Raw genomic sequence first — 23,235 nt, forward strand, 5'->3', positions numbered from 1 at the left:
GCGCGATGTTTCACGTGAAACATCGCGCCGTTTCACGCTCAGCCTTGCTTGGCCCACCACTCCTTGAGCGCCGCCACCGCAGCGTCGCGCTCCATCGGCCCGTTCTCCAGCCGCAACTCGAGGAGAAACGCGTACGCCTTGCCGATCACAGGGCCAGGGCCGATGCCCAGGATCTCCTGAATCTCGTTGCCGTTCAGGTCAGGCCTGATGGCATCCAGCTCCTCCTGTTCCTGAAGCTGGGCAATGCGGTCCTCAAGGCCGTCGTAGGCGCGTGAGAGGGCTGCCGCCTTCCGCTTGTTCCGCGTGGTGCAGTCGGAGCGGGTCAGCTTGTGGAGGCGGTCCAGAAGCGGTCCGGCGTCGCGCACATACCGTCGCACAGCGGAGTCGGTCCACTCGCCGGTTCCATAGCCATGGAAACGCAGGTGCAGTTCCACGAGCCGCGAGACGTCCTTGACCATCTCGTTCGAGTACTTCAGCGCCGTCATGCGCTTCTTGGTCATCTTCGCGCCCACCACCTCGTGGTGATGGAAGGAGACCCGGCCGTCCTGCTCGAAGCGGCGAGTCCTCGGCTTCCCGATGTCGTGCAGCAGTGCGGCCAGCCGGAGCACCAGATCGGGCCCGTCCTCCTCGAGGGCGATGGCCTGGTCCAGCACGGTGAGCGAGTGCTCGTAGACGTCCTTGTGCCGATGGTGCTCGTCACTCTCCAGACGGAGCGCCGGCAGCTCGGGCAGCACATGGGCGGCAAGGCCGGTGTCGACGAGGAGCGACAGTCCCTTGCGGGGGTGTCCGGACAGGAGCAGCTTGTTGAACTCGTCACGCACCCGTTCGGCGGAAACGATCTCGATACGCTCCGCCATCGCCTTCATGGCGGCGACGACGTCCGGCGCCACCTCGAAGTCGAGCTGCGCGGCGAACCGGGCGGCCCTCATCATCCGCAGCGGGTCGTCGGAGAAGGACTCCTCGGGTGTACCGGGCGTGCGCAGGACCTTCGCGGCAAGGTCCTTCAGGCCACCGTGGGGATCGATGAATTCCTTGGCCGGCAGCGCCACGGCCATCGCATTGACCGTGAAGTCACGCCGGACCAGGTCCTCCTCGATGGAGTCGCCGTAGGAGACCTCCGGCTTACGTGACGTCCGGTCGTATGCCTCCGAGCGGTATGTCGTCACCTCGATCTGGAAGGGCTGAACCGCGTCGCCGACGCGTCCGGCCTTCTGAGCACCGACCGTGCCGAACGCGATACCGACGTCCCACACCGAATCCGCCCATGGACGGACGATCTTCAGCACATCCTCGGGACGGGCGTCCGTCGTAAAGTCGAGGTCATTGCCGAGCCGACCGAGCAACGCGTCGCGGACCGACCCGCCGACCAGGGCAAGACTGAATCCGGCATCCTGGAAACGGCGCGCCAGGTCGTCGGCGACGGGTGACACCCGCAGCAGTTCGCTCACTGCGCGGTGTTGCGCCTGGCTCAGGGCAGTGGGGTTGTCTTCATTGGCGTTCGGCACAACAGAAAAGGGTACGTGCCCGGGCCGACCGGGTCGTCCCCGTTTCCGGTGCCTCGCCGGTCCGCTCCGATCTTGTGGGGCACTCCGCGGCACTTGAACACAGCGGGCCTCGTTACCATGCGTGGACGCAAGAGCAGAGAACCACCAAGGACAGCAGACGACGAGGGACGGGCGAGCGCGTGGCCGAGGCGGCAGACTTCCAGGGGATGCGTAGTTCTCCTGCGCGCCGGTGGCTGCGTCGCACAGCCTCCCTGATCACCGGCGTGCCACTCCTGACCGGACTGCTGTGCGGCCCGGCCGCACCCGCGGCACAGGCCGCGGAGCCCACCGGATCCCGGACCGTTGATGTGTCGCTGGACACGGTGACGCCGGAAGCGCCCGGTAAGGACGACACGATCACGGTCTCGGGGACCGTGGTCAACGAGGGCCCGCGGACGATCACAGGCGCACATGTCGATCTCCGGGTGGGCCCCAAGCTGGCCGGCAGGACAGGCATCGACCGGGCCGCTGAGAGGACCGGCTACACCTACGGTGTGGACGGCCCGACGGTCGACGACAAGTACAGCGTCGACCTTCCGAAGCTCGCCTCGGGTATCAGTTACGACTTCAAGCTCTCGGTGCCCGCCGACGAACTCGATCTCGACGACGACAACGGCGGCGTCTACGAGCTCGGTGTGTCCCTGACTGGTCAGACCTCGAGCCAGTCCTTCGAGCGTGTCCTCGGCATCGAGCGGACCTTCCTTCCCTGGCAGCCGGGGGCCATGGAGAAGAAGACACGACTCACCTATCTCTGGCCGCTGATCTCCTCGACCCACCTCACGTCGGAAACCGGCTCGGACGAACAGCAGACCCCCGTCTTCGAGGACGAGGCGCTGGCGGCCGAGCTCGCTCCCGGCGGGCGGCTCGACCAGCTGGTGTCACTCGGCAAGGAGCTGCCGGTCACCTGGGTCATCGACCCGGACCTTCTGGCCACCGTCGACGCCATGACACGGAGCTACCGGGTCAAGAGCGGGGACTCCACGGTGGCCGGCAGGAACCAGGCCGTCGCCAAGCGATGGCTGAGCTCTGTCGAAGACGCAGTACAGGGCAAGAAGGTCGTTGCTCTCCCGTTCGCGGACCCAGACCTCGCCTCGCTGGCGCACACGGGCAAGTCGGTCTCCGGTTCGCTCAGCCATCTGCAGCCGGCCACACAAGTGGCGGAGATCACAGTGGAGACGATTCTCCATGTGAAGCCCTCCGTCGATTTCGCCTGGCCGGTGGACGGCGCGATCGACTCGTCGATCGTGGACGTGGCCACCTCGGCCGGTGCACACAAGGTGATCGCCCGGAGCGACAGCCTCCAGGACAATCTGTCGTACACCCCGACCGCAGCCCGTCCCATCGGTGGCGGTACCACGGCCGTGGTCGCCGACACCCGCCTGTCGACCGCCTTCCAGGGCGACATGACGGACGCCGGCGACTCCACGCTCGCGGTACAGAAATTCCTGGCACAGTCGCTGGCCCTCGCCCTCCAGGACCCCGAGAAGCAGCGGAGCATCGTGGTCGCTCCACAGCGCGTGCCCACGGTGGCCCAGGCCCAGTCCATGGCCCGCGCCCTGCGTGCTCTCGAGCCCAAGCGCTGGACACAGCCGCTGGATCTGGTGGCGGCGGCGTCCGCCGAACCGGACGCCGAGGCGAACACCAAGGTGCCCAGTGCCTCCCAGTACCCCGCCCGGCTGCGCCGGCAGGAGCTGCCGGTCGAGGCATTCGAGGACATCAGCGAGACGCAGAGCACACTGGACAAGTTCAAGGTCGTCCTCACCTTCGCCGACCGGGTCGAAGCGCCCTTCGGCAGGGCGATCGACCGTGAGCTGTCGACAGCGTGGCGGGGCAAACCTGAAGCGGCTCAGCGCTACCGCGACGAGGTCCAGTCGTATCTGCGGAACCTCACCGAAGAGGTCCGGCTGATCGAGAAGTCGGATGTGACCCTGTCCGGTCGCAGTGCGACCATCCCGGTCACGGTGCAGAACCAGCTGGTCCAGGGCATCGACGACCTTGTGCTGCGGCTGAAGTCCAACAACCCGAACCGTCTCCACTTCGATGGGGACGAGGGCATGGCGGAGCAGCCGATCAAGGTCGAGGGAGGCCACAGCCAGTCCGTGAAGTTCCCGGCCGCCGCCAATGCCAACGGTCAGGTCCAGATGACCGCGCAGCTCTTCACGAAGGACGGCACACCGTACGGCCCCGAGATGTCGTTCACGGTGAGGGTCTCCGAGATCACTCCGACCGTCATGCTCGTCCTCGCGGGCGGTGTTCTCCTGCTCGTCCTCGCAGGCATCAGGATGTACACCCAGCGCAAGCGCGCTGCCGCCGCGGAGACCGCCGATGCCGGAGACCCCGGGTCGTCGGATGCGCCGGACACGGAGGGTGGCGGCAGCGGCTCGGATCCAGGGCAGCCGAGTGACCTCGCCCCTGACACCGGACCGGAAAGCGGCAACCCGTCCGGCGCTGGTGAGAAAGTGGACCGTTGAGCGATGTCGTGGCCGGTCGGCCGGGGACGATGAGGTGGGGTAGTCATGAACGCGCCGTACGACGGTGACCGTGGTCAGGGCGCGGGCGGTGACCCTGCGGGCTCCTTCCCGCCCCAGCAGCCCTCGTCGGACCCGTATGCGCAGGACCCCTATGTCCAGGACGCCTACGCCCCGGATCCCTTCCAGGCTCAGGACCTCTCCGCCCAGGACCCCGTGAACGAGGCGTTCTACGACCGCTCCGCGCACCCGCCGCCGCCCCCGGGCACCTACCAGGAGCCGCAGCCGCTCTACCAGCAGCCGGCGACGCCCCAGTACGCCCCGGACCCCCGCATCTGGGCACAGACTCCGCCACCGGAGCCCGAGGGCCCTTCCCGCCACCTCCCGTACGGCGACGACGCGCGGACCACACAGTTCACCGGGGTCGACGACCTGGTCACGCGGGCCGGCGAGGAGAAGCCGGAGCCTGACGCTTTCGCTCATCTCTTCAAGGACCAGCAGTCCTCGGTGCCACCGCCCGCCTCCGAGCCGGTGCCGGCGCCGCCTGCCCCGAAGAAGCCCGCGGGCCGGGCTACGGGACTTCTGAAGTCGAGTGCCGTGATGGCGGCCGGAACACTGGTCTCCCGCCTCACGGGCTTCGTACGCAGTCTCGTGATCACCGCAGCCCTCGGCGCCGCGCTGCTCGGCGACACGTTCACCGTCGCCTACACGCTGCCGACGATGATCTACATCCTCACGGTCGGCGGCGGGCTCAACTCCGTCTTCGTTCCGCAGCTGGTCCGCGCGATGAAGAACGACGATGACGGCGGCGAGGCCTACGCCAACCGTCTGCTCACGCTGGTGATGGTGGCGCTCGGCGCGATCGTCGCGGTCGCCGTCTTCGCGGCACCGCTGCTGATCCGGCTGATGTCGGACACGATCGCGAGCGATCAGGCGGCCAACAGCGTCGCGGTCACGTTCGCCCGCTACTGCCTGCCCACGATCTTCTTCATGGGCGTCCATGTCGTCATGGGGCAGATCCTCAACGCCCGCGGCAGGTTCGGCGCGATGATGTGGACCCCGGTCCTGAACAACATCGTCATGATCACCACCTTCGGGCTGTTCATCTGGGTGTACGGCACCTCCGCCGAATCCCAGATGGGCGTGCAGACGATTCCCGCTGAGGGCGTCCGGCTACTGGGCATCGGGACGCTGCTCGGTCTCGTCGTCCAGGCGCTGGCGATGATCCCGTACCTGCGGGAGACCGGCTTCCGCTTCCGTCCCCGGTTCGACTGGAAGGGGCACGGGCTCGGCAAGACCGTGAAGCTGGCCAAGTGGACCGTCCTCTTCGTCCTGGCCAACCAGGCGGGCGTTCTGGTCGTCACCCAGCTCGCCACGGCCGCGGGTGAGGCGTCCGGAAAACAGGGCGCGGGCTTCATCGCCTACACCAACGCCCAGCTGATCTGGGGCATGCCGCAGGCCATCATCACCGTCTCCGTCATGGCCGCCCTGCTGCCGCGCATCTCCCGTGCGGCCCACGACAACGATCCCGGTGCCGTCCGCGACGACATCTCCCAGGGCCTGCGCAACTCCGCCGTCGCCATCGTTCCCGTGTCGTTCGCGTTCCTCGCGCTCGGCCTGCCCATGTCGACACTGCTCTTCGCCTCCACCGGTACCGAGGCGGCCCGGGGCATGGGCTTCATCCTCATGGCCTTCGGACTCGGACTCATCCCGTACTCCGTGCAGTACGTGGTGCTGCGTGGCTTCTACGCCTACGAGGACACCCGGACGCCCTTCTACAACACCGTCATCGTCGCCGTCGTCAACGCCGGTGCCTCCGCCCTCTGTTACGTGCTGCTGCCCGCCCAGTGGGCCGTTGTCGGCATGGCCGCCTCCTACGGCCTCGCCTACGCCGTCGGTGTCGGCGTCGCCTGGCGGAGGCTCAAGAACCGTCTCGGCGGCGACCTGGACGGCGCTCACGTCATGCGCACCTATGCCCGGCTGTCCATGGCGTCCGTCCCCGCGGCGGTGGTCGGAGGCGCCGTGGCCTACGGCATCCTGACGGGACTCGGCAGCGGCGCGGGGGGCTCCGTGGTCGCGCTCGTGGCCGGTGGCATCGCACTGCTGGGCGTCTTCTTCGTGGCTGCGAAGCGGATGCGGATCGAGGAACTCAACGCCATGGTCGGCATGGTCCGTGGCCGGCTCGGCCGCTAGACGTCGTCACAAGTACGCCGACGACCGGCTTCGGGCCGGTTCCGCACAACCATCGTCGGACGCCGTGTGTCGTGCATAGCGTCGGACTGTGGGCACAATTGGCATGGCTGTTGGACATGGCGCAACGGATGGGGAGGCAGGAACGACGGTGGCGGAACGTAGCACGGCTGCCGTCGACGTGGCCGACAACGGCGGGGACGAACCGCTGACCGCGAAGGCGGGCAAGGCCACGACCGACGGGGCGGCAGACACCCAGGCGGCAGAGTCTCCGGCAGCGGGCTCTCAAGGCGCGGCGGAAAAGGCCGTGCTCGACAGGGACGGCGAACGGCAGGGCGGCGAACCGTCCTACTCGACGCCCGAACTGCACAGCGGCCACAAGCTCGCCAGACGCTATCGGCTCGAGGAGTGCGTCACCCGTCTGGACGGTTTCAGCAGTTGGCGCGCCGTCGACGAGAAACTCCGGCGCGCGGTCGGCGTGCACATCCTGCCGGCCGACCACCCCCGAGCACGCTCGGTCCTGGCGGCCGCCAGGTCCTCGGCCCTCCTCGGCGACCCCCGATTCGTCCAGGTCCTCGACGCGGTCGAGGAGAACGACCTCGTCTACGTCGTGCACGAATGGCTGCCCGACGCCGTCGAGCTGACCGCCCTCCTGGCCGCCGGCCCGTTCGAGCCGCACGACGCGTACCAACTCGTCGACCAGGTCTCCCAGGCGATGGCCGCCGCACACCGGGAGGGACTCGCTCACCTGAGGCTCACCCCCGGGGCTGTGCTGCGCACTTCGACGGGGCAGTACCGGATCCGCGGACTGGCGGTGAACGCCGCCCTGCGCGGTATCTCCGCCGACGGCCCCCAGCGCACCGACACCGAGGCCATCGGTGCCCTCCTGTACGCGGCACTGACGCAGCGCTGGCCCTACGAGAACGACGCGTACGGCCTCACCGGCCTCCCCAAGGGAGTCGGCCTGGTCGCTCCCGACCAGGTGCGGGCCGGCGTCCACCGCGGTCTGTCCGAGCTGGCCATGCGGGCCCTGGTCAACGACGGCGCCACCGCGTCCCGCCAGGAACCGCCGTGCACGACACCGGACGAACTGGCCAAGGCCGTCGCTGCAATGCCGCGCATCCGCCCGCCTGAGCCGGCCTTCACGGCACCGCCCGAGTACCAGCGCACCACCTATCAGCAGGGCAACTACGCCCGGCCCGCTGCCATGCCGGGAGCCGGCACCACCCAGCCGACGCCGACACCGCCGCCGCCCCTGCAGACCCGCACGGGCAAGGCCCTCAAGTGGGCCGTATCGGCACTCCTCATTGCCGCTCTCGGACTCGGTAGCTGGCAGGTCGCCGACAAGCTGCTGGACAACCGCAACGGCTCGGAGGAGCCGAAGACCTCGGAGACCGAGACCACGAACCAGGGCGGCGACAAGCCCGACGCACCCGTGCCTCTCGCCATCCAGGACGCCCAGGAGTACGCACCGGACGGGTCGCCGCAGAACGCGAACAACGTCGGGGCCACTCATGACTCGGACAGCACCACCTATTGGCGGAGCCGGAGCTACTACGACGGACCGGACCTGGTGCCGTCCGTGAAGCAGGGCGTCGGCATCGTCTACGACCTCGGTTCCGACAAAGACATCGCCGGCGCGTCCATAGCGTTGCGCTACGGCGGAGACCACACCACCATCAGCGTCTATGCCGTTGATTCGCTGAATCCGTCCGGTCCGGTCGGCTCCATGAAGCAGATCGCAACCGGTCGTACCAGCGATTCCACTCTGAAGGTGACCGCCAAGGAGCCGGTGAAGAGCCGGTACGTGCTGATCTGGATGACGGCGATGCCGTACTCGCCACAGGACGAGTACAGCGACCCCGGCTACAAGCAGGGCATCACGGACGTCGCCTTCACCGGCTGACACGGAGGCATGGGAGGGGGCTCACCGTTGGACGACGCGACACTCGGAGACGTAAGCGACCAGGATCTGCTGGCACGCCACGTCGACGGGGACCCCGACGCCTTCGGCGAGCTCGTGCGTCGCCATCGCGACAGGCTGTGGGCCGTGGCGCTGCGCACATTGGGGGACCGTGAGGAGGCCGCCGACGCGGTCCAGGACGCCCTTGTGTCGGCCTTCCGCGCAGCACATACCTTCCGAGGTCAGTCGGCCGTCACCACATGGCTGCACCGCATCACGGTCAACGCCTGCCTGGACCGCGCGCGGAAGGCCGCCTCCCGTAAGACCTCGCCCGTGGACGACACGGAGCGTCTGGAGCAGCTCTTGGAGCCCCACGAGTCGGCAGAGGCTCCCGCCGAGCGTCACGACCTCCACCGGGAGCTGCTGGCCGCCCTGGCGAAACTTCCGGTCGATCAGCGTGCGGCGCTGGTGCTCGTGGACATGCAGGGGTATCCGGTCGCCGAAGCCGCCCGTCTGCTGGATGTCCCAACGGGAACGGTGAAGAGCCGATGTGCCCGGGGCCGCGCCCGTCTCCTGCCCATGCTCACGCATCTGCGTGGTCAGGCCGGGGATAACACCGACCTCACCATGGGAAGGAACCGGACGCCGGGGACATCCGTCCCACCGGCGTCGGGACCAAGAGAGACAGGGCCGAGTGACCCTGCGGCAGTGAAGGGCGGAGGTGGGCGCGCGTGACATCGACCGACACGACTGGGCACCCGCACGTCTCGGAAATCTCCGACCTCACCGAAGGCCTTCTCCCGCCCGCACGCACGGCAGAGGTGCGCCTTCATCTCGACGACTGTCCGCTGTGCGCCGACGTGCAGACGTCTTTGGAAGAGATCCGTGGCCTGCTGGGCACCCTGCCGGGTCCTCCACGTATGCCCGCCGACATCGCCGGCCGAATCGATGCGGCGCTGGCCGCAGAGGCTCTGCTCCAAGCCACGGCACCTGAAGATCGAGAGCATGTTTCACGTGAAACAGTGCCCCGCTCGCCGGCAGCAGAGACTGCTTCGCCATCCGCCCGGCCGGCGGGGCACCCCCGCGCGGCGACCGGTCCGGGGCGGAACAGCCGGGCACGTCGTCGACGCGGTGCCATCCTGGGCGCCGTGTTCGGGGCTGCAGCAGTAGGTGTCGGGGTGATGTTCCTCCAGTCGGCCCAGACAAATACCGCCAACGACGCCTCGGCTGCCAAGAAGGAGACGAGTGTGAGCTCCGCGGCGCGGGACAGCGCGGAGTTCTCCGGCAGCACCCTCGGAAGTCGGGTCCAGTCCCTGCTGGCGGCCGCACCGACACATGAGGCAGCGCCCAGGATCGAGAAGGCACCCTCCCTCCAGAGCGATCCCACCACGATGTCGCCCAAGGACGCTCCGGACGCCGCGGTGCCTGCCTGCATTCAGCAGGGGACCGGCCGCACAGACGGCCCCATCGCCGCTGAGCGGGGCACTTACGAAGGTGTCAACGCCTTCCTCGTCCTGATGACACACGCGAAGGACAGCACTCAGGTCCAGGCCTACGTCGTCGATGCGGCATGCGTGGATGGCGCGGCGAACTCGCCCGGAGAGCTGCTCCTCACGGAGTCCTATCCCCGCCCTTGAGACATCGTCTGTGCCGCTCCGGCTTCTTGGGAATGCACGCCCCGTAGGATCCGTTGGGTGGGGTGAGAGTCCAGGAAGCCGCCCCGTAGGCAGTAGGCAGTCTGCAGAGACGAGGAACAAACCCGTGAGCGACGTCCGTAACGTGATCATCATCGGCTCCGGGCCCGCGGGCTATACAGCCGCGCTCTACACCGCGCGGGCATCGCTTCAGCCGCTGGTGTTCGAGGGAGCTGTCACCGCCGGCGGTGCGCTGATGAACACGACCGAGGTGGAGAACTTCCCGGGCTTCCGCGACGGCATCATGGGGCCCGACCTCATGGACAACATGCGTGCCCAGGCCGAACGCTTCGGGGCCGAGCTCGTGCCCGACGACATCGTGTCCGTCGACCTCACCGGCGACATCAAGACCGTGACCGACACGGCCGGCATCGTTCACCGCGCGAAGGCCGTGATCGTCACCACCGGCTCCCAGCACCGCAAGCTCGGCCTTCCCAGCGAGGACGTGCTCTCCGGCCGCGGTGTCTCCTGGTGCGCGACCTGTGACGGCTTCTTCTTCAAGGACCAGGACATCGCCGTCGTCGGCGGTGGCGACACGGCGATGGAGGAAGCCACCTTCCTCTCCCGCTTCGCCAAGTCGGTCACGATCATCCACCGACGTGACACCCTGCGGGCCTCCAAGGCCATGCAGGAGCGAGCCTTCGCCGACCCGAAGATCTCTTTCGCCTGGGACAGCGAGGTCGTCGAGATCCACGGTGACCAGAAGCTCTCGGGACTGACCCTGAACAACACCAAGACGGGCGAGAAGTCCCCGCTCGCGGTGACGGGTCTGTTCATCGCTGTGGGCCACGACCCCCGGACCGAGCTGTTCAAGGGACAGCTCGAACTGGACGGCGAGGGCTACCTGAAGGTCGACGCCCCGTCGACCCGCACCAATGTCACCGGAGTGTTCGCCGCCGGTGACGTGGTCGACCACACCTACCGTCAGGCCATCACGGCCGCCGGGACCGGCTGCGCCGCCGCCCTGGACGCCGAGCGCTTCCTCGCCGCTCTTTCGGACAGCGAGAAGGCGGCCGAGCCGGAGAAGACCCCCGTGGTCTGACCCACCTCTGGACCACCCACCCCACACCCCGCAGAGAAGTAAGGAGGCCGCCGTGGCCGGCGCCCTGAAGAACGTGACTGATGACTCCTTCGAGGAGGACGTCCTCAAGAGCGACAAGCCCGTGCTCGTGGACTTCTGGGCCGCGTGGTGCGGTCCTTGCCGCCAGATCGCGCCGTCCCTCGAAGCCATCGCGGCCGAGCACGGCGACAAGATCCAGGTCGTGAAGCTCAACATCGACGAGAACCCGGCCACCGCAGCCAAGTACGGCGTCATGTCGATCCCGACGCTGAACGTCTACCAGAACGGCGAGGTTGCCAAGACCATCGTCGGCGCCAAGCCGAAGGCCGCGATCGTCCGCGACCTTGAGAGCTTCATCGGAGAGTAGAAACGCCTCCGCTGTTTCACGTGAAACACGAATGGGCCCATCCCCCTGGGGGGTGGGCCCATTTTCGCGTTCGCAGTCAGAGGGGCCGGAGCGCCGGCTCCTTCTGTACGGCTCCCAGCAGACGGTCCAAAGCCAGCTCCACATCTTCCTTCCAGGAGAGTGTCGTGCGCAGTTCCAACCGCAGGCGCGGATATGTGGGATGTGGTCGGACCGTCTTGAAGCCGACCGCGAGGAGATGGTCGGCCGGCAGGACACAGGCCGGCTCCTGCCACCGGGCATTACCGAATGCCTCGATCGCACGGAACCCCCGGCGGAGCAGGTCCTTGGCGACCGTCTGGACAATGACCCGCCCAAGGCCCTGCCCCTGATAGCCGGGCATGACCCACGCGGTCATCAACTGGACCGCGTCGGCCGCCACAGGACTCGTCGGGAAGGCAGTGGAGCGCGGTACGTAGGCAGGCGGGGCATAGACAACGAAGCCCACCGGAACCTCGTCCACGTAGACCACGCGACCACAGGACCCCCACTCGAGGAGGACGGCCGAGATCCAGGCCTCCTTCTCGAGCTCAGGAGTGCCGGCCTTTACTGCGGCTTCACCGCTGACCGGGTCAAGTTCCCAGAAGACGCACGCACGACAACGCTTGGGAAGGTCCGAAAGGTTGTCCAGCGTGAGCGGTACGAGCCGACGCCCCATGGAGGCTGTTCCTCACTTCCCTCGTGTGCCGCGCTGCGAGCATCTGCCAGCCTGTTCCGCTCGAGGAGGAAGCTGCTGACAAAGCCGCTCACCGCCCCTAGACCCAGGCCTGCCGTCACCAGTTGGCCGCAGCTCACCGATCGCATGGCCTTGCCCTCTTTCCGAAGTGGCTCAAGGAGGATGCGTCATACCAGAACGCATCGTATCCACCCGACCCCGGCACGGATACCGCGCCAAGCCGAAGGGGCGGGTGGTGTTCCGTGCTCCGGAACACCACCCGCCCCTTCAGACAGCTTCGCCACTGCCGAGCGGAAGGCTCAGGCCTCGTCGTCCTCGGCAGGGCCCTCGCCGAGTCCCTTTTCGAGCACGCGTCCTTCGCCGGGGGCCAGTGTGCCGAGAATACGCTCAAGGTCGTCCATCGAGGCGAACTCGACAACGATCTTCCCCTTCTTCTGACCGAGGTCGACCTTCACTCGCGTCTCGAAGCGGTCGGAGAGCCGAGAGGCAAGGTCCGTGAGCGCCGGGGACAGCCGCGTGCCGGCACGGGGACCCTTCGGCTTGGGCGCGGTCTTGGGGTTCGAGTTCAGCAGCGTCACGATCTCTTCGACGGCCCTGACCGACAGACCCTCGGCGACGATCCGGTGCGCCAGCCGGTCCTGCTCCTCAGAGTCGTCCACGGAGAGCAGGGCTCGGGCGTGCCCGGCGGAGAGCACTCCAGCCGCGACCCGGCGCTGGACGGGCGGGGAAAGCCGGAGCAGGCGAAGCGTGTTGGACACCTGCGGGCGAGAACGCCCGATGCGGTCCGCCAGCTGATCGTGGGTGCAGTTGAAGTCCTTCAACAGCTGGTCGTAGGCCGCGGCCTCTTCCAGCGGGTTCAACTGCGCCCGGTGCAAGTTCTCCAGAAGGGCATCCAGCAGCAGCTTCTCGTCATCGGTGTCCCGGACGATCGCCGGGATCCGCTCGAGACCGGCCTCCCTGCAGGCCCGCCAGCGACGCTCACCCATGATGAGCTCATAGCGGTCCGGGCCCAACTGCCGCACGACAACCGGCTGAAGGAGCCCCACTTCCTTGATGGACGTGACCAGCTCCGCGAGGGCGTCCTCGTCGAAGACTTCCCGCGGCTGACGCGGGTTGGGCGTGATCGCACCGAGCGGCACCTCGGCGAAGTGCGCACCAGCCGGAGCGCTCGCCGACGTGCTTGCGGCCTCCCCTTCGTGGGCGGGAGCGCCCGCCTGCGGTGTGACCACCGCTGCGGGCAGCGTGGCGACCTTTGCCGCCGCCACCCCCCGTTCCGCGGTCAGCACAGGGGACGATCCCTGGGCCGAGTCCGGTCCCGACGCAGTCGGCTGCTTCTCCTGCGGAGCGGCAGGAATCAGCGCACCGAGCCCACGCCCCAATCCTCTACGTCGCTCGCTCACTGGATCCCCTCCGACATGTTCTGCTGACTGTTCTGGCCCACCTGGGCATGGTGCGGGTCGTACTGCACGCCGACCCCACGCAGCGCGATCTCACGCGCGGCTTCGAGATACGACAGGGAACCGCTGGACCCCGGATCGTAGGTCAGCACTGTCTGCCCATAGCTCGGGGCCTCAGAAATGCGCACCGAACGCGGGATGCTCGTACGCAGCACCTCTTCGCCGAAGTGACTGCGCACCTCGTCCGCGACCTGCGAGGCAAGCCGTGTCCTGCCGTCGTACATCGTGAGCAGGATGGTCGAGACATGCAGTGCCGGGTTGAGATGGCCGCGCACCAGGTCCACGTTGCGCAACAACTGGCCCAGCCCCTCCAGCGCGTAGTACTCGCACTGGATGGGGATCAGCACCTCAGCGCCGGCGACCAGCGCGTTGACCGTCAGCAGGCCCAGCGAGGGCGGACAGTCGATGAGGATGTAATCCAGCGGTTGCTCATAGGCCTGGATCGCCCGCTGCAGTCTGCTCTCCCGCGCCACCAGCGACACCAGCTCGATCTCCGCACCGGCGAGATCGATGGTGGCCGGGGCGCAGAAGAGTCCTTCGACGTCCGGGACCGGCTGGACCACTTCGGCGAGAGGCCTGCTCTCCACCAGGACGTCATAGATCGAGGGAACTTCCGCATGATGATCGATCCCCAGAGCCGTGGAGGCATTTCCCTGCGGATCCAGGTCGATCACCAGAACGCGCGCGCCGTGCAAGGCGAGCGAAGCAGCGAGATTGACCGTGGTGGTTGTCTTGCCTACGCCGCCCTTCTGGTTGGCAACGACCATGATGCGTGTCTGCTCAGGTCGGGGCAGACCCTCACCGGCACGCCCCAGCGCCTCCACGGCCAGCTGAGCAGCACGGCCGATGGGGGTGTCATCCATGGGGGGCGGTGTTTCACGTGAAACATCGTCCCCCGCGGACTCGGTACGGGGACCGGGGACCGGATCGGTCATCGGTCCCGCGATGTTGGCGTCGGACCGCAAGGATTCACTCTCCTCGACATCAGGCTCGCAATGAGCAGAGCCTGCCATGCTTTCGGGGTCGCGAACCAGCGAGCCCCGTGGATCTGTGGAGGAATCCACCTCTGTGGACAACTCTGTAGCCCTCAAGAGGGGCCTACGACCCTTGGTCGGGGCGGCCGCACGGCCGCGGCTGATGATTCCCTGCAGCAGTGAGCGACGTTTCACGTGAAACACGATGCCCAAGCCGCATGGCCAGACCGGGACGACACTCCGAAATCAGTACGTATGGCAACGTGTATGGCTCAGCGACGACGGCGCGTACGACTGGTGCGAGCAGCTTTCGCCCGCTTTGCGGCGAACCTCACACCACCGGGGCTCTCCCCGACCTCGACCCGCACAACTGTGGACAGCGGATCGACGAGGCCTTCACCGACATGAAGGACCGAGGTCTCCACGACACCCAGCTTGCTGAGCGCCGCACGCGCTCCCTGGATCTCTTCCTCGGCGGTGTCGCCCTTGAGAGCCAGCATCTCGCCGTAGGGCCGCAGCAGAGGGACACCCCAGCCGGCGAGCCGGTCCAGCGGGGCGACGGCCCGCGCCGTGACCACGTGCACCGGAGGAACCTTCCCGAGGACCTCCTCGGCCCGTCCCCGCACCACGGTCACGTGGTCCAGGCCCAGCAGCTCCACGACCTCCTGCAGGAAGTTCGTCCTGCGGAGCAACGGTTCCAGAAGGGTGATCTTCAGATCCGGTCGCACCAGCGCCAGCGGGATCCCGGGAAGTCCCGCACCGGAGCCGACGTCGCACACCGTCACGCCCTCCGGCACCACTTCCGAGAGGACGGCGCAGTTCAGCAGATGCCGTTCCCACAGCCGCGGCACTTCGCGTGGCCCGATCAGACCGCGCTTGACCCCGGCGTCCGCGAGCAGCTCCGCGTACCGCACGGCTTCGGGAAAGTGCTCTCCGAACACCTTCCGTGCCGCCTCGGGCGCCTGGGGAAGCTGTGCTGCCTCCGTCACGGGGACCGTCCTTCCGTACCGCACTGCCGCAATGCGGACTGTGGTGGCTGATTAACAGGCTGACAAAGATCGGCCCCGCCTGCGAACAGACGGGGCCGACAGAACAAAGCGGTCAGGCAGGGAGCACGACGACGAAGCGCTGAGGCTCCTCGCCCTCGGACTCGCTGCGCAGCCCCGCCGCCGCGACGGCGTCATGGACGACCTTGCGCTCGAAGGGCGTCATCGGGTCGAGCTTCACCGGCTCACCGCTGCTCTTGACCTCGGCGGCGGCCTTCGCGCCCAGCTCGGCCAGCTCCGTGCGCTTGTTCGCCCGGAAGCCGGCGATGTCGAGCATCAGTCGGCTACGGTCGCCCGTCTCCCGGTGCACGGCCAGACGCGTCAGCTCCTGAAGGGCCTCCAGAACCTCCCCGTCCTTGCCGACGAGCTTCTGGAGGTCGCGGCTGGCAGTGTCGCTGATGATCGAAACCGCAGCACGGTCCGCCTCGACGTCCATGTCGATGTCACCGTCGAGGTCTGCGATGTCAAGCAGGCCCTCGAGGTAGTCGGCCGCGATCTCCCCTTCCTGCTCGAGGCGGGTCAGGGTGTCGCCACCCTCGGCGGCGGCGGAGATGGTGCCTTCCGTCACGGATGCTCCTTCTTACTTCTTGGACGACGGGTGCTTGGGCCGCTGCGGGCCCTTGCGCTGTCCGGACTTGGGCTGGCGTGCGGAACCGGTGGCCTTGCCGCCGCCGGCGCCCTGCTTGGCGTCGCCCTGGGAGGATCCGGCCCTGGAGCGGCCCTCCGCCGGCTTGTCCTTTTCCAGGGAGGTCTTGGCAGTGGCGCCTGCGGCGTCGGAACCCTTGGCGGCACCCGGCTGGGCCGTCGTGGTCTGGCGCTTGGACTTGCTCTGGCGCTTGGGCTGCTGACGCCTCTGTGCGGGGCCGCCCTCGGCCTCGGCCACGGCCGCCTCGCTCTTGGTCACCGTGCCGTCCGCCTGCGCGGCCAGGCCGGCCTTGGCGAGACCGGAGATGAACCGGCGCTCGTTGTCGTTGCGGTCCGTCCCCTTGGCCACGATCGCCTGGATGACACTGCGCTTGCGCCGCGAGCGGACCTCGCCGTGGGCGGTGACGCTCTTGAGCAGCCGCTGCAGATAGTGGTCCTGGGCCTTGCTGCCCGGGGTCGGGTTCTGGTTGATCACGTACATCTGCTGGCCCATGGTCCACACGTTGGTGGTCAGCCAGTAGACGAGGACACCGACGGGGAAGTTGATGCCCATGACGGCGAAGATCAGCGGGAAGATGTACATCAGCATCTTCTGCTGCTGCATGTACGGCGTCTTGACCGTGAGGTCGACGTTCTTCTGCATCAGCTGACGCTGGGTGTAGAACTGCGACGCCGACATCAGAATGATCATGATGGCGGTGACGATGCGGACGTCGGTCAGGGAGGCGTTGAGTGCCTCGACCTTCGCCGGGTCGTCCATGAACTTCGCGGCGATGGGAGCACCGAAAATGTGCGCCTCACGCGCGCTGTTCACGAGGTCCTTGTTGAGCACCCCGATCTCGTCACCCGAGGCGATCTTGCTGAGCACGTGGTACAGCGCGAAGAAGAACGGCGACTGGGCCAGGATGGGAAGGCACGAGGAGAGCGGGTTGGTGCCCGTCTCCTTGTACAGCTTCATCATCTCTTCGGACTGACGCTGTCGGTCGTTCTTGTAGCGCTCCTGGATCGCCTTCATCTTCGGCTGGAGCGCCTGCATGTTCCGGGTCGACTTGATCTGCTTCACGAAGAGCGGGATCAGACAGATCCGGATCAGGATCACCAGCGACACGATGGACAGTCCCCAGGCCCATCCCGTGTCAGGGCCGAAGATCGCCCCGTAGAGACTGTGGAACTGAACGATGATCCACGAGACAGGCGTGGTGATAAAACTGAAGAGACTGGCAATCGTGTCCACTAATCAGGCTCCTTGAGCATTGGGCGAGGTCTCTGCGGCCGGGCCCTGGGATGCGGAGGCCGATCCCGGAGCAGGCAGATCAACGGCGGCGTCCCCGCCCTTGCTGTCGCCGCGCAAGGCATCACGCAGCATTTCGTGCCACCGCGGGCGCTTGCGCTGAGGCACGTGGTCCACCCCGCCCGGCGACCACGGATTGCACCGCAGGATGCGCCAGGCGGTCAGCACCGTGCCCTTGACCGCGCCGTGCCGGTCGATGGCCGTGTATCCGTAGTGGGAACACGACGGGTAGTACCTGCAGACGGGCCCCAGCAGCGGGCTGATCGTCCACTGATAGATCTTGATCAGAGCCAGCAGCGGGTACTTCATCGCGCGCCCCCTCCCAGCAACCGCTGAAGAGCGGCGTCCAGGTCTCGGGCCAGCTGTGCATGTTCGGCGTCACCCGCGCCGGGCAGCGCCCGTACGACCACCAGGCTACCGGGGGGCAGCTCGGAGAGCCGATCGCGTATGAGATGGCGCAGTCTCCGCTTGACCTTGTTGCGGACCACAGCACCACCCACAGCTTTGCTCACGACGAAACCCGCACACGTCGGGGAGGCGCTCTCCCCAGGCGCGTGCGGGTCCGTTGTGCCGCTGCGAAGGTGGACGACAAGAAGCGGGCGGCCTGCCCTGCGTCCCCGCCGTACCGCAGTCGCGAAGTCCTCGCGCCGCCTCAGCCGATTCTCGGTAGGCAGCACGTCATGACCTGTACGCGATCAGGCGGACAGGTTGGCGCGACCCTTGCCACGGCGGTTCGCCAGGATGGCGCGGCCGGCACGGGTACGCATGCGCAGGCGGAAACCGTGGGTCTTCGCGCGACGACGGTTGTTCGGCTGGAAGGTGCGCTTGCTCACTCGGGGGCTCCAGAAATGATTCGTAGACGGCGGGACATCGCCTGGCTGTCACCGTGCGCCCACGAGAAGCTCGCGATTACGCCCGTGTGCACCGCTTCACAATCACAGATCGTGATCTTTGCCCATCGGAGGCAGGCGGCAGCAGCCATCGACAACTCGACCTGGTCACGGTACGCGCGGCTACGCCATCCGGTCAAACCGACCCTATGGCGTGGTCCACTATGCACAGGCTGTGGACAACAACTTGAACCACGCGGGTCGCCCTGACTACCGTGGCTGAACTTGGATTCCTTTCCTGCCTGTCTTCCCATCCCGTCCCGAGAACCACACATTCGTGGGACCTGTGAGAGAGCGTGCCTTGTGGCTGACGTACCTGCCGATCTTGCCGCAGTGTGGCCACGAGTGCTGGAGCATCTCCTCGATGAGGGCCAGCAGGGCGTCGAGCCGAAGGACAAACAGTGGATCGAGCGCTGCCAGCCGCTCGCCCTGGTCGCCGACACCGCACTGCTCGCGGTCCCCAATGAATGGGGCAAGCGTGTCCTTGAAGGCCGGCTCGCTCCCCTCATCAGCGAGACGCTGAGCCGTGAGTGCGGCCGTCCCATCCGGATCGCGATCACCGTCGACGATTCCGTCGGCGAGGGGCCGATCCCCCAAGGCCCTCCGCAGCAGCAGCCCCGGTACCAAGGGCCCCAGCACGACGAGCCCCGGCCCGGAGATCCGTACGACACCTACGGCCACCGCTCCTCCGACGACGGCCTGCCGACGGCCAGGCCCGCCTACCCCGAGTACCAGCAGCGGCCCGAGCCGGGCTCCTGGCCGCGTACCCAGGAGGACCTGTCCTGGCAGCAGCCGCGGCTCGGGGGCTTCCAGGACCGTGACCCCTACGCCTCCCCGCCCCAGCGGCAGCCTGACCACGACTACCGGTCGCCGCAGCCGCCGGAGCGCCGGCAGTACGACTCACGTCCGGAGCGCCACTCGATGCAGGAGCCGCAGGCTCCGCACCGCGGCCCCTCGGGAGCTCCCGGGCCGCTCGGCGCACAGCCGGCCCCGGCACCGGGTCCGGGCGAGCCGCACGCCCGCCTCAATCCCAAGTACCTGTTCGACACCTTCGTCATCGGCGCCTCCAACCGGTTCGCACACGCCGCGGCCGTCGCTGTCGCCGAGGCTCCGGCCAAGGCGTACAACCCCCTCTTCATCTATGGGGAGTCGGGACTCGGCAAGACGCACCTGCTGCACGCGATCGGGCACTACGCGCGCAGCCTCTACCCGGGGACCCGCGTCCGGTACGTGAGTTCGGAGGAGTTCACCAACGAGTTCATCAACTCGATCCGGGACGGCAAGGGCGACACCTTCCGCAAGCGCTACCGGGACGTGGACATCCTCCTCGTCGACGACATCCAGTTCCTCGCGAGCAAGGAGTCGACACAGGAGGAGTTCTTCCACACCTTCAACACCCTCCACAACGCCAACAAGCAGATCGTGCTGTCCTCCGACCGGCCGCCCAAGCAACTGATGACGCTGGAGGACCGGCTGCGCAACCGGTTCGAGTGGGGCCTGACCACGGACGTGCAGCCCCCGGAGCTCGAGACGCGCATCGCGATCCTCCGGAAGAAGGCCGTCCAGGAGCAGCTGAACGCCCCTCCGGAGGTACTGGAGTTCATCGCCTCCCGCATCTCACGCAACATCCGTGAGCTCGAGGGCGCGCTGATCCGCGTGACGGCGTTCGCGTCCCTCAACCGGCAGCCGGTGGACCTGGGGCTCACCGAGATCGTGCTGAAGGATCTGATCCCCGGCGGAGAGGACGCGGCTCCCGAGATCACCGCGAGCGCCATCATGGCGGCCACCGCGGACTACTTCGGGCTCACGGTCGAGGACCTCTGCGGTTCCTCCCGCAGCCGGGTGCTCGTGACGGCGAGGCAGATCGCCATGTACCTGTGCAGGGAGCTGACGGATCTGTCGCTTCCGAAGATCGGCGCACAGTTCGGTGGCCGGGACCATACGACGGTGATGCACGCGGACCGGAAGATCCGGGCCCTCATGGCGGAGCGGCGGTCCATCTACAACCAGGTCACCGAGCTCACCAACCGCATCAAGAACGGCTGACAAGTCGGCCACGACGGCTCCTGAGGGCGCTCCGGGACGGTTCCCGGGGCGCCCTCAGCCGTTTCGCCCGCACCGCTCTGTTCGATTTCGAGTCGGCGTCGAGCCGTTCTCCACAGTGGAGCCAGGATTCTTCCGTCCACAGCCTGGGGACCAGGAAGTTGTCCACGACCGGTCCACAGGCATACGGATCACCGGGCCGTCGGCCCAGGTCAGCCCCTTGGGGATTTGTGGCAAACCAGGTTCCACAGCCTGTGGACACAGAAAACATCCACAGGCTGTGATCGTCGTTGTCCACCGCTGCCCCACAGGCAACGGCCCGTTGCCCACAGCTTCTCCACACCCCTGTCCACTGTTCGGCAACGAAACACACCCGCTCACCGCGTTGAGTGAAAGCTGTCACACCAACGAGGTCGGTTGGCCTGTGGGGAACCGGGGTAAAGCTGGGGACGGGACTGGGGAGAAGTCCCTGGGGCCTGTGCATCGGGTGTGCAGAACTTTCGCGTGTCCACAGAAGCGCCGAGTTGTCCACGGTCCCCGCCCACAGGCGCGGTGGACAAAAAAGCGGGCCTGACCTGGGCAAACGACGTTATCCACCGTTTCCACAGGCCCTACTACTACTCCCACCTAGAGTTACCGGGGAATTCGCTTCGAAGAAGGCCCTGTGCACAACTCGAGCCCGGACCGCCGGGCAGCTCTTGCCACGACTTGACCCCGACCCGCACCGACTGTCGGCGTCGTGCGTCAGACTGGTCCCCGGCATCAAGCCGACGAGAAGGCCAGCAGGGCGAGCCAGCAACAGCAGGAGGCGGTTCCGGTGAAGATCCGGGTGGAGCGCGATGTACTCGCGGAGGCGGTGGCGTGGGTGGCCCGTAGCCTCCCGGCCCGGCCGCCGGCGCCCGTTCTTGCGGGCCTTCTCCTGAAGGCGGAGGACGGCGCCGTCAGCTTCTCGAGCTTCGACTACGAGGTCTCGGCCCGTGTGTCGGTCGAGGCCGAGGTGGACGAGGACGGCACCGTCCTGGTCTCCGGCCGGCTTCTCGCCGACATCTGCCGCGCCCTCCCCAACCGTCCGGTGGAGATTTCCACAGACGGTGTACGAGCGACCGTGGTCTGCGGCTCGTCCCGATTCACACTCCACACCCTGCCTGTGGAGGAGTACCCGGCACTGCCGCAGATGCCGACCGCGACCGGCACCGTGCCGGGTGAGGTATTCGCCTCGGCCGCTGCCCAGGTCGCCATCGCCGCCGGTCGCGACGACACCCTGCCCGTCCTGACCGGTGTGCGCATCGAGATCGAGGGCGACACCGTCACGCTGGCGTCGACCGACCGCTACCGCTTCGCCGTCCGTGAGTTCCTCTGGAAGCCCGAGAACCCGGACGCCTCCGCGGTCGCCCTGGTGCCCGCCAAGACGCTCCTGGACACCGCCAAGGCACTCACCAGCGGTGACACCGTCACCCTGGCGCTGTCGGGCTCCGGCGCCGGTGAGGGTCTGATCGGTTTCGAGGGAGCGGGGCGCCGGACCACGACGCGACTGCTCGAGGGCGACCTGCCGAAGTACCGGACGCTCTTCCCGACCGAGTTCAACTCGGTGGCCGTCATCGAGACCGCGCCGTTCGTCGAGGCCGTCAAGCGCGTGGCGCTCGTGGCCGAGCGCAACACCCCGGTGCGGCTCAGCTTCGAACAGGGCGTGTTGATCCTGGAGGCGGGCTCCAGCGACGACGCACAGGCTGTGGAGCGGGTCGACGCGCAGCTCGAGGGCGACGACATCTCGATCGCCTTCAACCCGACCTTCCTGCTGGACGGCCTGAGCGCGATCGACTCGCCCGTGGCCCAGCTCTCGTTCACCACCTCCACCAAGCCGGCGCTGCTGAGCGGCCGGCCGGCCGTGGACGCCGAGGCGGACGAGGCCTACAAGTACCTGATCATGCCCGTGCGGCTGAGCGGCTGATCAGCGGCTTTTGAGCGCTTGACCCCACAGGTGTGCACCCGTGTCCGGGCGTAGGCTCGGACACGGGTAGGTACTGCACACAACGATTGAGGAATCATCTGATGGAGCTCGGTCTCGTCGGTCTCGGCAAGATGGGCGGCAACATGCGCGAGCGCATTCGCCGCGCCGGCCACACCGTCATCGGGTACGACCGCAACCCTGACGTCGCTGATGTCCACAGCCTCGAGGAGCTTGTGGGCAAGCTCAAGGGCCCGCGGGTCGTCTGGGTCATGGTCCCGGCAGGCGCCGCCACGCAGTCCACGATCGACGAGCTGGCCGAGCTGCTCTCCCCGGGTGATGTGGTCGTCGACGGCGGCAACTCCCGCTGGACCGACGACGAGAAGCACGCCGTCGAGCTGGGCCTGAAGGGCATCGGCTTCGTCGACTGCGGTGTGTCCGGCGGTGTGTGGGGCCTGGAGAACGGCTATGCGCTGATGTACGGCGGGGACGCCGAGAACGTCGCGAAGGTGCAGCCGATCTTCGACGCCCTCAAGCCGGAGGGCGAGTTCGGTTCGGTCCACGCGGGCAGGGTCGGCGCGGGCCACTTCGCCAAGATGGTCCACAACGGCATCGAGTACGCGATGATGCAGGCCTACGCCGAGGGCTGGGAGCTCCTGGAGAAGGTCGACTCGGTCACCGATGTGCGCGAGGTCTTCCGTTCTTGGCAGGAGGGCACGGTCATCCGTTCCTGGCTGCTCGACCTCGCGGTCAACGCGCTGGACGAGGACGAGCACCTCGAGCAGCTGCGCGGTTATGCACAGGACTCCGGCGAGGGCCGGTGGACGGTGGAAGCCGCCATCGACAACGCCGTCCCGCTGCCTGCGATCACCGCGTCGCTGTTCGCCCGTTTCGCGTCCCGTCAGGACGACTCCCCGCAGATGAAGATGATCGCCGCACTGCGCAACCAGTTCGGCGGCCACGCGGTGGAGAGCAAGAAGTAGTCCACAGGCTGTGCACCAGTGGT

Annotated in this window: 20 protein-coding genes; 10 read left to right on the forward strand and 10 right to left on the reverse strand. The window is 67.5% G+C overall.

Translation table 11 applies throughout. The features are described from left to right. Window positions 1-38: 38 nt before the first annotated feature. Window positions 39-1,505 (reverse strand): CCA tRNA nucleotidyltransferase, encoded by a 1,467-nt coding sequence (locus tag ACWGH4_RS05075; protein ID WP_453455744.1) that lies wholly within the window; start codon window positions 1,503-1,505, stop codon window positions 39-41. Between the two features lie 179 nt (window positions 1,506-1,684). Between ACWGH4_RS05075 and ACWGH4_RS05080 the strand changes: the two genes are divergently transcribed. The 7 genes from ACWGH4_RS05080 to trxA all read left to right on the forward strand — a co-directional run bounded on the left by ACWGH4_RS05080 (window position 1,685) and on the right by trxA (window position 11,226). Beyond that, on the forward strand, window positions 1,685-4,015 hold the full coding sequence (locus tag ACWGH4_RS05080; protein ID WP_453455747.1) for a DUF6049 family protein: 2,331 nt from the start codon (window positions 1,685-1,687) through the stop codon (window positions 4,013-4,015). Between the two features lie 45 nt (window positions 4,016-4,060). Further along, window positions 4,061-6,205, forward strand: coding sequence for a murein biosynthesis integral membrane protein MurJ (gene murJ / locus ACWGH4_RS05085; protein ID WP_453455750.1), 2,145 nt, complete (start codon window positions 4,061-4,063; stop codon window positions 6,203-6,205). A 148-nt stretch (window positions 6,206-6,353) separates the two neighbouring features. Beyond that, the gene (locus ACWGH4_RS05090) at window positions 6,354-8,108 is read left to right on the forward strand and encodes a protein kinase family protein (RefSeq protein ID WP_453455753.1); all 1,755 of its coding nucleotides are present in this window, start codon (window positions 6,354-6,356) and stop codon (window positions 8,106-8,108) included. Window positions 8,109-8,135: 27 nt separating this feature from the next. Next, the gene (gene sigM, locus ACWGH4_RS05095; RefSeq protein ID WP_441263328.1) at window positions 8,136-8,840 is read left to right on the forward strand and encodes an RNA polymerase sigma factor SigM; all 705 of its coding nucleotides are present in this window, start codon (window positions 8,136-8,138) and stop codon (window positions 8,838-8,840) included. Continuing rightward, window positions 8,837-9,742 carry a hypothetical protein gene (locus ACWGH4_RS05100; protein WP_453455756.1) on the forward strand — a complete coding sequence of 302 codons (906 nt, stop codon included), beginning with the start codon at window positions 8,837-8,839 and terminating at the stop codon, window positions 9,740-9,742. Before sigM ends, ACWGH4_RS05100 begins: the two co-directional genes overlap by 4 nt. A gap of 124 nt (window positions 9,743-9,866) precedes the next feature. Next, complete coding sequence (gene trxB / locus ACWGH4_RS05105; protein WP_453455759.1) at window positions 9,867-10,841, forward strand: thioredoxin-disulfide reductase; 975 nt, start codon at window positions 9,867-9,869, stop codon at window positions 10,839-10,841. 52 nt (window positions 10,842-10,893) lie between these two features. After that, on the forward strand, window positions 10,894-11,226 hold the full coding sequence (gene trxA, locus ACWGH4_RS05110) for a thioredoxin (protein WP_100108089.1): 333 nt from the start codon (window positions 10,894-10,896) through the stop codon (window positions 11,224-11,226). Window positions 11,227-11,302: 76 nt separating this feature from the next. Here trxA and ACWGH4_RS05115 read toward each other — a convergent pair whose 3' ends face one another. The 9 genes from ACWGH4_RS05115 to rpmH form a co-directional block, all read right to left on the reverse strand. Continuing rightward, complete coding sequence (locus ACWGH4_RS05115) at window positions 11,303-11,920, reverse strand: GNAT family N-acetyltransferase (RefSeq protein ID WP_189473151.1); 618 nt, start codon at window positions 11,918-11,920, stop codon at window positions 11,303-11,305. Between the two features lie 317 nt (window positions 11,921-12,237). Next, on the reverse strand, window positions 12,238-13,338 hold the full coding sequence (locus ACWGH4_RS05120) for a ParB/RepB/Spo0J family partition protein (protein ID WP_453455762.1): 1,101 nt from the start codon (window positions 13,336-13,338) through the stop codon (window positions 12,238-12,240). Then, window positions 13,335-14,408 (reverse strand): ParA family protein, encoded by a 1,074-nt coding sequence (locus ACWGH4_RS05125; RefSeq protein ID WP_189473153.1) that lies wholly within the window; start codon window positions 14,406-14,408, stop codon window positions 13,335-13,337. Before ACWGH4_RS05125 ends, ACWGH4_RS05120 begins: the two co-directional genes overlap by 4 nt. Before the next feature lie 233 nt (window positions 14,409-14,641). Beyond that, the gene (gene rsmG, locus ACWGH4_RS05130) at window positions 14,642-15,358 is read right to left on the reverse strand and encodes a 16S rRNA (guanine(527)-N(7))-methyltransferase RsmG (RefSeq protein WP_441263331.1); all 717 of its coding nucleotides are present in this window, start codon (window positions 15,356-15,358) and stop codon (window positions 14,642-14,644) included. A gap of 112 nt (window positions 15,359-15,470) precedes the next feature. Continuing rightward, on the reverse strand, window positions 15,471-15,983 hold the full coding sequence (locus ACWGH4_RS05135) for a Jag family protein (protein WP_453455766.1): 513 nt from the start codon (window positions 15,981-15,983) through the stop codon (window positions 15,471-15,473). A gap of 12 nt (window positions 15,984-15,995) precedes the next feature. After that, window positions 15,996-17,294, reverse strand: a complete 1,299-nt coding sequence (yidC, locus tag ACWGH4_RS05140) for a membrane protein insertase YidC (protein ID WP_453455769.1) — start codon at window positions 17,292-17,294, stop codon at window positions 15,996-15,998. Window positions 17,295-17,297: 3 nt separating this feature from the next. Beyond that, the gene (gene yidD, locus ACWGH4_RS05145) at window positions 17,298-17,660 is read right to left on the reverse strand and encodes a membrane protein insertion efficiency factor YidD (protein ID WP_441263334.1); all 363 of its coding nucleotides are present in this window, start codon (window positions 17,658-17,660) and stop codon (window positions 17,298-17,300) included. Then, window positions 17,657-18,028 (reverse strand): ribonuclease P protein component, encoded by a 372-nt coding sequence (gene rnpA, locus ACWGH4_RS05150; protein WP_005314963.1) that lies wholly within the window; start codon window positions 18,026-18,028, stop codon window positions 17,657-17,659. The genes yidD and rnpA overlap by 4 nt, the downstream gene beginning before the upstream one ends. Window positions 18,029-18,046: 18 nt before the next feature. Then, window positions 18,047-18,184 (reverse strand): 50S ribosomal protein L34, encoded by a 138-nt coding sequence (gene rpmH, locus ACWGH4_RS05155; protein WP_014047156.1) that lies wholly within the window; start codon window positions 18,182-18,184, stop codon window positions 18,047-18,049. A 360-nt stretch (window positions 18,185-18,544) separates the two neighbouring features. On the opposite strand from rpmH, the gene dnaA reads away from it, so the two are divergent. From dnaA to gnd, 3 genes are all read left to right on the forward strand, one after another. After that, window positions 18,545-20,287, forward strand: a complete 1,743-nt coding sequence (gene dnaA / locus ACWGH4_RS05160) for a chromosomal replication initiator protein DnaA (protein WP_453455773.1) — start codon at window positions 18,545-18,547, stop codon at window positions 20,285-20,287. An 814-nt stretch (window positions 20,288-21,101) separates the two neighbouring features. After that, the gene (gene dnaN, locus ACWGH4_RS05165) at window positions 21,102-22,232 is read left to right on the forward strand and encodes a DNA polymerase III subunit beta (protein WP_005314958.1); all 1,131 of its coding nucleotides are present in this window, start codon (window positions 21,102-21,104) and stop codon (window positions 22,230-22,232) included. A 101-nt stretch (window positions 22,233-22,333) separates the two neighbouring features. After that, window positions 22,334-23,212 (forward strand): phosphogluconate dehydrogenase (NAD(+)-dependent, decarboxylating), encoded by an 879-nt coding sequence (gene gnd / locus ACWGH4_RS05170; RefSeq protein WP_159689825.1) that lies wholly within the window; start codon window positions 22,334-22,336, stop codon window positions 23,210-23,212. Window positions 23,213-23,235: the final 23 nt, after the last annotated feature.

The organism is Streptomyces sp. NPDC054847, assembly GCF_053610925.1.

Bases quoted from the DNA above. Each gene is read 5' to 3' on its own strand.
- yidD (WP_441263334.1), bottom strand. From the start codon at position 17,660: ATGAAGTACCCGCTGCTGGCTCTGATCAAGATCTATCAGTGGACGATC.
- murJ (WP_453455750.1), top strand. From the start codon at position 4,061: ATGAACGCGCCGTACGACGGTGACCGTGGTCAGGGCGCGGGCGGTGAC.
- ACWGH4_RS05115 (WP_189473151.1), bottom strand. From the start codon at position 11,920: ATGGGGCGTCGGCTCGTACCGCTCACGCTGGACAACCTTTCGGACCTT.
- gnd (WP_159689825.1), top strand. From the start codon at position 22,334: ATGGAGCTCGGTCTCGTCGGTCTCGGCAAGATGGGCGGCAACATGCGC.
- ACWGH4_RS05125 (WP_189473153.1), bottom strand. From the start codon at position 14,408: ATGGCAGGCTCTGCTCATTGCGAGCCTGATGTCGAGGAGAGTGAATCC.